The organism is bacterium (assembly GCA_035703895.1).
GTDB lineage: Bacteria > Sysuimicrobiota > Sysuimicrobiia > Sysuimicrobiales > Segetimicrobiaceae > Segetimicrobium.
The window spans coordinates 1-10,585 of sequence record DASSXJ010000128.1; the positions used below are offsets into that span (position 1 = coordinate 1).

A 10,585-nucleotide genomic window follows, 5' to 3' on the forward strand; every position below is an offset into this window, starting at 1 on the left:
GGGGACCTTGTCGACAAAGACAAACGGACCGGTTCCCACCGGGCGCAGCGCAAAATTGAGGCCCTCCTTCTGCGTAGCGGCCGGAGACAACATCATCCCGGCCCGATCGGTGAGGACATAGAGCAGCGGGCTGTACGGCCGTTCCAGGGTGAGCTGGACCGTGGCGGGGTCGACCGCGGTGACATTGGCGACCGGTGCGATCTCACTTCGCCGCGCCGAGGGGAACTTCGGGTCCCGCATCCTGTCGAAGTTGGCCTTGACGGCCTCCGCGTTGAACGGCGTCCCGTCGTGGAACTTCACCCCCTGGCGGAGCTTGAACGTCACGGTCTTACCGTCCGGGCTGATCGTCCACGACGCCGCCAGCATGGGCACGATCGCGAGATTCTCGTCGATGTCCACCAGCTTGTCGTAGAGGTTCTGGTACACTTGGCGGTCCACCGCCGAACCCGAGAGATGCGGGTCCATCGTGGGAGGGTCGAGGTCGAGCGCCGCCCGGAGCAGGCCCCCGATCTTTATGCCTTGAGCGGAGGCGGTCGCCAAGAGCCCGGCGACCGCAATGGCAGCAAGCACCAGGACGTGTGGCCTTCGCATCCCCCGACCTCCCCCTCTGTCCTCCGCGCGAGCCACGTGAACGCCGGCCCCGCACGACATAGGTTCGCCCCGATCCGCGAGGCATCCCTTTGTCACCGCTTCTCTGCTATGCTGTCGTCCAACGCCGTCATGCTCGGGAGGGACCATGGAGAACGCCCGCATCGGCATTGGCATCATCGGGATGGGGTTCATGGGACGGAGCTTCGCCCAACTCTGCACCCAGCTCGACGGCGCCCGCCTGGTCGGCGTATCGGACATCGTGGAATCCGCGGGCCGGGCGGGGGCTGAACGGTTCGGGGTGCCGGCGTATCGCGATTACGAAACGTTGATCGCCCGCCCGGACGTCCAGGCGATCGTCGTGGCCACGCCGGAGGATGCCCACGTGCAGCCCTGCGTGGCGGCCCTCGAGCGCGGCAAGGCCGTCTTGGTCGAAAAGCCGCTCGCCGATTCCGCCGCCGCGGCGATGAGGATCATCGCCGCGCAGCGCGGCAACGCCATCTTGATGGTCGGACACGTGCTCCGGTTCTCCACGCAGTACGCGATCACCAAGCACATCGTCGATGAGGGCCAGATCGGATCGGTGAGATACCTGCAGACCCGGCGCTTGGGTGGGAAGCATGCTCAGGAGCGCCTGAAGGGCCGGTGCTCGCTTCCCTTGTTTCTCGGCGTCCACGACTATGACATCGTCCGCTGGTTCGCCGGGAGCGAGCCCAGACGCGTGTACGCGGAGTCGCAGTGGGGCGTCCTCCAGACCCTGGGGTACGATGTCGAGGACACGAACTGGGCGCTCATTACCTTCGAGAATGGCGTGCTTGCGGCGTGCGAGACCGGGTGGATTCTCCCCGCCGGACATCCCACCCGATCCGACATGCGGTGTGCGGTCCAGGGGAGCGAGGGGCGTCTGGACGTGGATCTCCTGCACCGGGGGATCACCCTCGCCACAGCGGATCGAACAACGTATCCGGACACCGTCTTCATGCCGGTGGTGCAGCATGAACTACGGGCCGCGTTCGTCCACGAGATGCGGCACTTCCTCGCGTGCGTGCGCGACGGGAGGGAGCCGCTCATCACCCCCAACGATGCGCTCCTGGCGGTCCGGATCGCCGAGGCCGTGATCGAGTCGGCGAAGCGGCATCAGCCGGTCGAGATGTGATCGATTGTTAGGGCGAACTTCTCCGTAATCTCCGAGAACATTGTCATGCGCGGCGACCACAGGGGCCGGCGCGCCGCCGGATCTCGCCCGCGTCCTCTCAGCTCGAAAGATACAGGGAATGTTCACGCAGAATGGGCCTACGTCTTCGCCAAATCAGGCATTTACATAGTAGGCATCGATCACCCGGCGAGAAAACGGTCATCCGTTCGGATGATCTTTCGTCACGAAACTAGATCTACAGGCACTAGGTGACAGGAAGGAGCACGGACGTGACTCGAGAGGACTTCGCCGGTCTCTATGATGTCCAGTACCCGCGGGTCTTTCGCTATCTCCTGTGGCGGCTCCGGAAGAGGGACGCGGCAGAGGAGATCGCGGCGGAAGTGTTCGCGACCGCGCTCACTACCCTGCAAAAAGGCACTGAACCAAGGCAAATCGGCAGCTGGCTGATCGGGATCGCCGACCACCTCGCTACTCGGTCGTTCCGAAAGCGACGAACCGAGGATGCCGTCGTAGAGGCCGGCCCGGCGGGCGAACAGGACCCGGAGGAACTTGTGCTCGGCCGGATCGAGAGCGGCATGATCTGGCGCTGTGTCGATGCCCTGAGCCCGGAGCATCAGCAGGTCTTACTCCTGCGCGTGATTGCAGGGCTGAGTGCACGAGAGGTCGGCGGGCTCATGGGCAAGACCGAAGAGGCCGTGCGGAGCCTACAGCTTCGGGCGCTCCAGGCGCTCCGGGCGCTTTGGAAGGAGGCGGACGAAGGTGCCAAGCTTCGCGACTGAGCGACGTGATCCTGTAGGTGAGTCCCAGCTCGAAATTCTCCTTCGCGAGTTGCTGGACAAAGACACATCCGTACACCGCTCAGGCGTCGAAGCGCCTCGTGAGATCGCCGAGCTGCGGGATGCGGCACGGCGGCTTCGGGCGGCGAGTCAATGGATGCCGCTCCCCGAGGGACGGCTTGCGGTTCGACGCGCGCTCCTCGCGACCGCAGACCAGGCCCATCGGTATGCAGCCGCCGGTCGGGCGCCGTGGCGCCGAGCGGGACTCTGGCTCAGCATGGCAGCGGTGGCGGTAGTCGTCGTGGGGGCATTCGGCCTCGGGGCTGGGGCGCTCAATGCCCTCGTTCCCCCCACAAGTCCGGTCTATAGTCTCCGGCTCGTGCTGGACCAGGCACGCGGAGTATTTCTCCCCGGCCACCCCAATCCTGGCCAGTATGCGCTCGGCTACCAGTTCCCGGCGGTCGAGCTCCCAGCCGCGGGCGGAGTGACGAGGGCGGCGAACGGCAAGATTGGTGGGCTGCCCACCACGTTGACGCTCACCGCGGCAGAGACGTGCGGCACCGGAGGGCCATGTGGGCGATTCGTGGTATCGCTCGCGGGGCTCTCCACCCCGGCAAGCGCGAAGTTTGGAGAACTGAAAGGGACGTTTGCCTGCGCGCCGGGTGGGTGCACGCTCGCGCTGAATAAGGCCACTGGAGTGTTCGCCCAGGTGAGCGCTTCCCGTGTGCCCGTGAGCGCAGCGCGGGCAACCGAAGGACGGCTCACGGTCAACATGGCCTCCCGTGGGGATTGGGTGGCGGCGGTGGCGACGGCTGCGTACGCTCTCCAGACGGACGGGATGCTGCCGGAGGGAGTGACGACCTCGGATCTCGTGGGCAAGGCAGCCGCCGACGACCAGACCACCCGCGGCGGCGGTGGGCCCAACGGACGTGTCGAGAAGAACGCGCCAAATTCCGTGGCCGGCAAGGTCGCTAACGATGAGACCGGCACGGGCGGATCAGGGAGAACACCCATCTGGATGACCACGCCCACGCCCCGGGTGAGCACGCCTACCAGTACGGGCGTCGCAGGGGGTGCAACGTCCGGCGCCGGCGGCAAGACCAGTCCCAACGGCCAAGGCAGCGGATCCAACGGCAGCGGGGGCTCCCCCTCCAGTAACGGGAGCACCGTTGGCGGAGGGGCCACGATCAACGACGACGTCTCTACGGGCAATGGCGGGGTGGGCGTTGGCGTAGGTACGAGCGTCGATGCCGGCGCTTCTACCGGCAGTGGCGGGGTCAACGTTGGCGGGGGCGCGTCTGTCGATGCCGGCGCTTCTACCGGCAGCGGCGGGGTCAACGTTGGCGGGGGCGCGACCGTCGATGCCGGCGCTTCCACCGGCAGCGGCGGGGTGAACGTTGGCGGGGGCGCGAGCGTCAATGGCGGCGCTTCCACCAACAATGGTGGGGTCGGCGCTGGCGGAGGGGCCAACGTCAATGCCGGAGGCTCCGGCGGGAGCGGTGGGAGCGCCGCGGGTGGTGGAGCGAACGTCAATGCCGGCGGGGGCGGCGTCAACGTGAACGGCGGCGTCAACGTGAACGGCGGCGGCGTCAACGTGAACGGCGGCGTAGGTGGAACCAGCGGCGGCAGTGGCGGGGGCGGCGGTGGTGGTAGCAGTAGTGGCGCAGGGAACGGTAGCCACTAACGATGAGACGGTATCGTCCCGTCGCCGATCGTTCGCGCGAGGAGGGAAATCCTCCGCAGCACGCCGAGCACTTCCGCGAGCTGTTCGAGGACGCCGGCGACCTCGTGTACACGATCGATCTCGCTGGGAATTTCACGTCGATAAACCGAACGGGTGAAACCCTCACGGGGTACTCGCGGGAGGAGTTGATCGGATCGCACATCGGACGAGTCGTGGCCCCAGAGAGCCTCGCCGCCGTCTTGCGAATGATGGATCACATGGCCAAGGGCGTCAGCCCCGCGACCTACGAACTGGAGTTCATCACAAAGGACGGCCGCCGGATCCCCGTAGAGGTGGGCGCACGGCTCATCGCTCGAAACGGGCAGGCGGTTGGGGCGCACGGAATCGGCCGGGACATCAGCCTCAGGAAACAAACCGACCAGAAAGCCCAGCAGCGCGCCGCGCATCTCGAAGCGTTGAACGCGATCATCGCGGCGGCCGACGCCGCACCGGATCTCCCCTTGCTGTTGACGGTAGCCATCGATCACATCCTCAAGGCGCTGGAGCTGGGTGTGGGTGGGATCTGGGCGGGAGACCATTACGTCGTCCGCGGCCTGTCTCCCGAGATCGGTGGGGTCATCGTGGAGGCCGCACAGCAGGCCGGCCAGAAGGCCTCCCCTCTCACCGTGGCGGACTGGCACAGCGGACCTCAAGATGGATCGAACCCGCTGGCCGAGCGGTGGATGCACATTGGTGTTCGGGCGTCCATCACCGTACCCATATTCGCCGAAGGTCGGTGTATCGGCGCGCTCTCCGTGGCCTCGGCGTACCCCCGGTCGTGGACGTGGGAAGAGGAAGCCCTGACCGCCGCGGTCGGTGAACAGGTCGCGGCGACCGCCGAAGGTCTTCGCATTTTCCGGGAGACACAGCAGCACGCCGATCTGATGAAGCGCCTGGTTGCCCTGAGCGAGACGCTGAATCGCCCGTTGTCGGTGACAGAGGTGGCGGCGGCAATCGGCCATGCCGCTCTCAGTTTGAGCGGAGCCGACGGGGGCGCCGTCTATTTGCTCGAGCCCGATGGGACCGTGCGCTGCCCGTGGACGAAGGGAGTGCCTCCCGACTCCGCCATTCCCAACGAGAAGCCTGGGGTCAGTCCCGCCCTTTTGACGGACGTGTTGACGCTGCCCCCCGGCGATCCCGTCCGGCGTTGGGTGACGGAGCAGGGCTATCGCGCTCTCGGCACATGGCCGTTTATCTACGAGGGACGGGTGATCGCCGAGGTCTCATGCTATCATGCCGAGCCGCACAGCTGGTCGAACCTCGAAAAAGAAATCTTCCATACCTTCACCTCGCAGGCCGCAACCGCACTCGAAAACGCCCGCCTCTACGAGGCGCAGGTCGACCGCACGCATGAGCTGGAAGCGCTGCATCACAATCTCGAGGAAGCATACATCCAAATGGTCCTCGTGCTTAACCGCGCGATGGACGCCCGGGACGCCTACACGGGGGATCATAGTGAACGCCTGGCCGCCTTGGCCGATCGGGTGGCCCGGGCCCTGGGGCTCCCCGATGAAGAGGTGAAGGACATCCGCTGGGCGGCCCTGCTTCACGATATCGGCAAGATCGGCTCACCCGACGGCGTCCTGCGCAAACCGGGACCGTTGACGGAGCAGGAGTGGGCGATCATGCGGCGGCATCCGGTTGTCGGGGAGGAGATCCTGCTTCCTATCGAGCGCATGCGCGGCGTTGCCAAGATCGTCCGCCACCATCAAGAAAAGTGGGACGGGACCGGATACCCCGACGGCCTTCGCGCGGAGATGATCCCTCTCGGGGCCCGCATCCTGGCGGTGGTCGACGCCTTCAGTGCCATCATCGATGAGCGTCCGTACAAGACCCCGAAGTCCAAGGAAGAGGCGGAGTCGGAACTCGTCCGTTGTGCCGGGACACAGTTCGATCCGAAGATTGTGGAAGTGTTTACGCGCATCGAGATTTTCGATCCGCACACTGGGGGCTGGAAAGACCAGGCCAACGCGACGGAGAGCCACACCGAAGCCCTCGGCCTCACGGCGTAGAGACGGCGCCGGCGCGCGGATCGACGTCCGAACCGTTCCCTTACCCGCTCAACTCCTCGAAGTCCCGAAACAGCGCGTCGGGGTCCAGTGGCTCCCGGATCAGGCCCTGCGCAAACTGCTCCTCACAGAACCCGGCGACCATCGCGCGGTTCTCTCGGTAGCCGTACGGTTTGAAACCGTCCCCCATCAGCGCGGTCTGCTCTTCGAGATCCGCGAGGAGCCAGGGGCTCGATTCGTGAAGCGCCCGGTGGCTCCGCTCGGACCGTTCCCGCGCCTCCGCAAACGCGCGGAACACGCTGCCGGCCATCCACGGGTGCTCCTCGACGATCTCCCGGCGGAGCACGACCACGTGATGCGCCGGGAAGATTCGCGTGCGGCGGTAATACTCTCGCTCGGCTGCGCGGTAGTCGGGATACAGACGCGATAGCCCCGACTCCGCCCCGTAGAACGCACGCGGCGGCCACGGGCACATGATGGCATCGATCTCTCCCGCGAGCAGGAGTTCGCTCAGCGCCTGTCCCCGCGGGGCGGCCTCGACACCGGCGGGCAGATCCGTCGTGGGCCGAGACGGGTCGTCGGGATCGACCGGACCCACGAGCCACCGGACACCGTCGAGGGGAACCCCTCGTTCGCGCAGGATCGCCCGACTCCAAGTGTTCCCGCTCGCGCTCCACGCGTCCGTCGCCACCCGACGCCCGGCCAGCTGGGCAACGTCGGTGAGATCGCTGTCGCGGCGCACAAAAAAGCAGCGGTGACGAAACTCCCGCATGATGAAGATGGGCAGCCCAACGAGCGAGCGGTCTCCGCTGGCGACACGGTGCAGGTACTGACTGAACGACGCTTCCCCGCCGTGAATGGCAGGGTCGGTGCGGAACCGCTCCAAGGCGTCAAACGCGAGGATCATGGTCAAGTCCGCGCCCTCCGCCTTGACCTCGCCCAAGGCGAGCGGAAACACATAATCGTACGCTCGAGTGGCGATCGTGACGGCGGGCCGGGTCATTGGAATCACGCACCCCTTCCCCAAGAGAGTGACATGTGATTCCGTCCGACAACCAGACTTCCTGCGCGGAGCAGGAGGGGGATAGGGTGGCGTGCGACGAAGCTCGACCGCTGAGATCGCTACCGTCACGGAGGCGTAGGCGCATGGAGTTCACCGGCAAGGTCGTCTGGGTGACAGGAGGCGGCGGGCGCATCGGACGGGCGATCGCCCACGCGTTCGCCCGCGAGGGCGCTGCGATTGGGATCTCCGATATCGATGGACCGCGCGCGGAGCGGGTTCTGGAGAGCGTGCGCGCGGCGGGAGGGCGCGGGGTGGCGCTGGCGGGAGACGTGAGCATCGAGGCGGACGTGGACAGCGTGCTCGCCGACATCACCGCCTCCCTGGGCCCGGTCGACATCCTGGTGAACAGTCACGGGATCTCCCCGAACGTCCCCGTGCTGGAGATGGACCTGGCCACCTGGCAGTCGCCGTTTGTCGTCAACACGCAGGGCTGCTTCCTGACGTGCCGGTCCGCAGCCCGCCAGATGGTGGCGCGGGAGGCCCGAGGCACCCTTATCAACCTCTCCTCCGGCGCGGCCACCTCAGGCCGGCCGGGGTCGTCAGCGTACTGCGCCTCGAAGGCGGCGATCAATATGCTGACGCATGTCTTGGCCACAGAACTCGGCCCGTTTGGCATTCGGGTCAACGCCGTCACCCCCGGCCTCGTCACGGAGACGGCGCTGCGTCGCGGAGAAGGCAGCCATCCCTACCTGAACTTGATGATCGAGATGACGCCGTTGGGGCGCACCGGCGTGCCCGACGACGTCGCGGAAGCCGTGCTGGCCCTCGCATCGGACCGTCTCCCGTGGGTCACCGGAGCGAACTTGGAGGTCACCGGCGGCTCACACTGCGGCCGGACGAACGCCCCCTTCACGCCGAGACTCGGCACGTCGCGACAAACGGCATGACGCTGTGCGGGGGGCCTCGCCTCCGCGCGCGAATTGACGCTGTCGCCCGAGCCTGCTAGCATGAGACCATGCATCCTGTCTATTGTCCGACAATAGGAAGATTGAACGCGAGGTAGGATGCCACCCCACGCGGTGCAGTTCGTTCGACCCCCCACCCTGACCGCCACCGTTGCGGACCACATCCGCGAAGCGATCGTCCGCGGGCAGCTGCTGCCCGGCGCGCCCCTGCATGAGGTCGAGCTCAGCAAGTCCCTGGGCATCTCTCGGGGGACCGTGCGCGAGGCGCTCAGGCTTCTCGTGGACGAGAACCTCGTCGAGATCATCCCGCATCAAGGCGCCTTCGTAACCCAGTTGTCCGCCAAACGGGCACGGGAGATCTACACTCTGCGCGCGCAACTCGAGCCATACGCCGTCCGGCTGGCCATGGAACGCCAGGCGTACCGGCAGTCGGACTTGGACGAGCTCGATGCGCTGGTGCGCCGGCTCGGCGACCTCGAACGCAAGGGCGATCTGTTCGAGATCATCACGACGGATATGGAGTTTCACCGGGTGATGTGCGAGCGAAGCGATCACGCGCTGGTCAGGGACGTGCTCAGAGGCCTCCGGTTTCAAACCCGCCTGTTCATCCTGAACACGATCCTCTATCACTCGGACCTCGAACTGGACGAGCTCACACACCGCGCCATCCTGGTCGCCATCACGGCGGGCGATCCCGCGCGGGCCGAGGAGAGCGTGCGCAGGCACATCATCGATGCGGGCACCTATCTGCTTCGCAGCATGGAGGCCCATGCGCGGTCGGCGGGCGCCGGGGCAAGGGGCGGTGCGCCCGCGGGCACCGACCGGGAGGTCGGAGTTGGGCTCCGGCCGGTGCGCCGGCCAAGGAGGTGATGGCTGACGACCAGATGAGGGATCAGTCGGCGTCGTCGATGTCCCTGCTCACAGTCCGGGGTGAAACGCACCAACGAAAAGGAGGGGCTTCATGGCGTCCCGCATGAACCGTCGCACGGCCCTGAAAGTGATCGGTGGAGTGGCCGGAGCGGTTGCCGCCAGGAAGTTTGCCGGCGCTCCCGCCGTGATCGGCAAGGATCTGGAAATCGTGCATTGGAGCTGGCTCACCGCCTCAGACGGTGAGATCTGGAAACAGATGATCGACAACTTCAACGCGGCCCATAAGGACAAGGGCCTCCAGATCAGAATGGAAGTCGTCCCCGACGATCAGTACGGTACGAAGGTCCTATCCTCCGCCGCGACGGGGAACGCCCCGGACTTTGGCTGGGGCACGGCCGGCCTGCGCGCCGACTGGGTCAAGAAGGGCGTGGTCCTCCCGCTCGATGACGTCTTCAAGAAAGCCGGCTTCAATGTCGGGGACTTCACGGTGCAATCCCTGGCCGCGTCCCGCTACGCCGGCAAGGTCTATCTCATGCCCATGGACGCGATGAGTCTCCAAGTGCTGCTCAACGTCGACCACGCCAAGGCCGCCGGGCTCGACCCCACGAAGCCGCCCCAGACAGGGGACGAGCTGATCGCCTGGGCCGACAAGATGACCCAGCGCCAGGGCGACAAAGTCACCCGGTCCGGGTTCCTGATGACCGGGGCAGGCGTGCAGACGACCGTGACATGGGGCATCGTCGCCTACCAGATGGGCTTCCGCCGCGCCAGCCCCGACCTGAAGCACGCCGGGGTCAGCCCAGAGGCGGGCGAACAGGCGGCGCAGTGGGTACTCGACCTCTACGACAAGCACAAGGTGTCCACGCGCGACGTGACCGACCGGTACAAGGCGTTCGGCACGAGTCAGGGGTCGATGTTCCTGACGGGCCCGTGGACGCTCAACGGGTACGTCCAGGGAGGCCTCAACTTCATCTCCTTCCAAATGCCGAAGGTCGGCAAGGACCGCTCGACCTACTTCGAGCTCGGCGGGCTCGAGATGTACGAGCAGAAGGACAAGAGCCGGATCGACGCCACCGCGCAGGCGATAAAGTGGCTGTCGGACAACAGCTTCCTCTGGACGACCAAGGGACGGGGCGCGTCGGTCCGGAAGTCCATCCTGGCGCGGTCCGATTACAAGACCGCCGGGCACGATTGGAAGGTGCGCGGCGCCTTCATCGACGGGATGCCCAACGCGGTGGTCGGCGAAATCCCGGTGAGCGCCGGCCCTGACTTCACCATCTATACCGGCGGCGGCTTCGCCGCGAAGACGATGGATCCCGTCTGGGCAAAGCAGACGAGCCCGCACGCGGCCATCCAAGCGCTGATCAAGCAGTGGCAGACAGATCTGGACGCCGGATAGGCGACCCGCGCACGACAACGGCAACACGGGCAGAGGACGCCGGAGCGACGGCGCCCTCTGCCGTGCCGTAAGGCATTACGCGAGGGAGGAAGTGGG

Annotated in this window: 9 protein-coding genes; 7 read left to right on the top strand and 2 right to left on the bottom strand. The window is 66.3% G+C overall.

What is annotated here, in order from left to right; genetic code table 11:
* Positions 1-591, bottom strand: a 591-nt coding sequence (locus tag VFP86_08720; GenBank protein ID HET8999712.1) for an ABC transporter substrate-binding protein, incomplete at its 3' end; no start/stop codon positions are given.
* 145 nt (positions 592-736) lie between these two features.
* Between VFP86_08720 and VFP86_08725 the strand changes: the two genes are divergently transcribed.
* The 4 genes from VFP86_08725 (at position 737) to VFP86_08740 (ending at position 6,255) form a co-directional block, all read left to right on the top strand.
* Complete coding sequence (locus VFP86_08725) at positions 737-1,744, top strand: Gfo/Idh/MocA family oxidoreductase (protein HET8999713.1); 1,008 nt, start codon at positions 737-739, stop codon at positions 1,742-1,744.
* 269 nt (positions 1,745-2,013) lie between these two features.
* A complete protein-coding gene (locus VFP86_08730; GenBank protein HET8999714.1) occupies positions 2,014-2,523 on the top strand; it encodes a sigma-70 family RNA polymerase sigma factor in 510 nt (169 codons plus the stop codon).
* Positions 2,504-4,204: a hypothetical protein gene (locus tag VFP86_08735; GenBank protein HET8999715.1), complete on the top strand. Its 1,701-nt coding sequence runs from the start codon at positions 2,504-2,506 to the stop codon at positions 4,202-4,204. Before VFP86_08730 ends, VFP86_08735 begins: the two co-directional genes overlap by 20 nt.
* Positions 4,205-4,206: 2 nt before the next feature.
* Entirely contained in the window at positions 4,207-6,255 is a 2,049-nt protein-coding gene (locus VFP86_08740; protein ID HET8999716.1) for an HD domain-containing phosphohydrolase, read from the top strand.
* A 40-nt stretch (positions 6,256-6,295) separates the two neighbouring features.
* Here VFP86_08740 and VFP86_08745 read toward each other — a convergent pair whose 3' ends face one another.
* Positions 6,296-7,264 carry a hypothetical protein gene (locus tag VFP86_08745; GenBank protein ID HET8999717.1) on the bottom strand — a complete coding sequence of 323 codons (969 nt, stop codon included), beginning with the start codon at positions 7,262-7,264 and terminating at the stop codon, positions 6,296-6,298.
* A 134-nt stretch (positions 7,265-7,398) separates the two neighbouring features.
* On the opposite strand from VFP86_08745, the gene VFP86_08750 reads away from it, so the two are divergent.
* The 3 genes from VFP86_08750 to VFP86_08760 all read left to right on the top strand — a co-directional run bounded on the left by VFP86_08750 (position 7,399) and on the right by VFP86_08760 (position 10,489).
* Positions 7,399-8,202: an SDR family oxidoreductase gene (locus tag VFP86_08750; protein ID HET8999718.1), complete on the top strand. Its 804-nt coding sequence runs from the start codon at positions 7,399-7,401 to the stop codon at positions 8,200-8,202.
* 132 nt (positions 8,203-8,334) lie between these two features.
* Entirely contained in the window at positions 8,335-9,090 is a 756-nt protein-coding gene (locus VFP86_08755; GenBank protein ID HET8999719.1) for a GntR family transcriptional regulator, read from the top strand.
* Positions 9,091-9,181: 91 nt separating this feature from the next.
* Positions 9,182-10,489, top strand: coding sequence for an extracellular solute-binding protein (locus VFP86_08760; protein HET8999720.1), 1,308 nt, complete (start codon positions 9,182-9,184; stop codon positions 10,487-10,489).
* The last annotated feature ends 96 nt before the right edge of the window (positions 10,490-10,585 follow it).

Bases quoted from the DNA above. Each gene is read 5' to 3' on its own strand.
- VFP86_08725 (HET8999713.1), top strand. From the start codon at position 737: ATGGAGAACGCCCGCATCGGCATTGGCATCATCGGGATGGGGTTCATG.
- VFP86_08740 (HET8999716.1), top strand. From the start codon at position 4,207: ATGAGACGGTATCGTCCCGTCGCCGATCGTTCGCGCGAGGAGGGAAAT.
- VFP86_08750 (HET8999718.1), top strand. From the start codon at position 7,399: ATGGAGTTCACCGGCAAGGTCGTCTGGGTGACAGGAGGCGGCGGGCGC.
- VFP86_08760 (HET8999720.1), top strand. From the start codon at position 9,182: ATGGCGTCCCGCATGAACCGTCGCACGGCCCTGAAAGTGATCGGTGGA.